The following is a 400-nucleotide window of genomic DNA, read 5'->3' as shown; positions in this document are numbered from 1 at the left end:
CGTGCGTCTCCGTGCCCGGGGCGCTGTGCCACTCGACGCCGGAGATGTCCAGCGCGTACAGCTCGTCCCGCTCGCGCTCCTTGCGCGCCTTGATCTCCTCGGGCGTCTCGTGCCCCTGGTCCGGCAGCTCTGCCATGGCGGAACGGTGTCCTTTCGTGACGTACCAACGATCCAGGGTCACCGTACTGGGAGCCTCCGCGGGGACACTCCCGGATGACCGGATCACACGGTTACGGCCGGACGGTACCCGCCATGAACTGGCCTGTCCTCACTTTGCAGTTGGAACCCTCACGACAAGTGACTAAAGTGGCCGCGGTGCCACGGGTGTGGTACGCACGGGGGCGGCGTGACGCTGCGACCACGCGTCGCGCGAGGTGCAGCGGTTCTTGCCCGCCAGGAC

1 pseudogene is annotated in these 400 nt (G+C 67.8%); it reads right to left on the bottom strand.

Annotation, left to right across the window (positions count from 1 at the left end):
- Positions 1-136: pseudogene (locus tag LPA54_RS40985) on the bottom strand (DUF397 domain-containing protein); the annotation flags it as partial.
- Positions 137-400 lie beyond the last annotated feature (264 nt).

This window comes from Streptomyces sp. DH12 (assembly GCF_020873895.1).
Classification (GTDB): domain Bacteria; phylum Actinomycetota; class Actinomycetes; order Streptomycetales; family Streptomycetaceae; genus Streptomyces.
The sequence above is the reverse complement of the archived record's forward strand: the minus strand, read 5'-3'. Positions and strand labels throughout refer to the sequence as shown.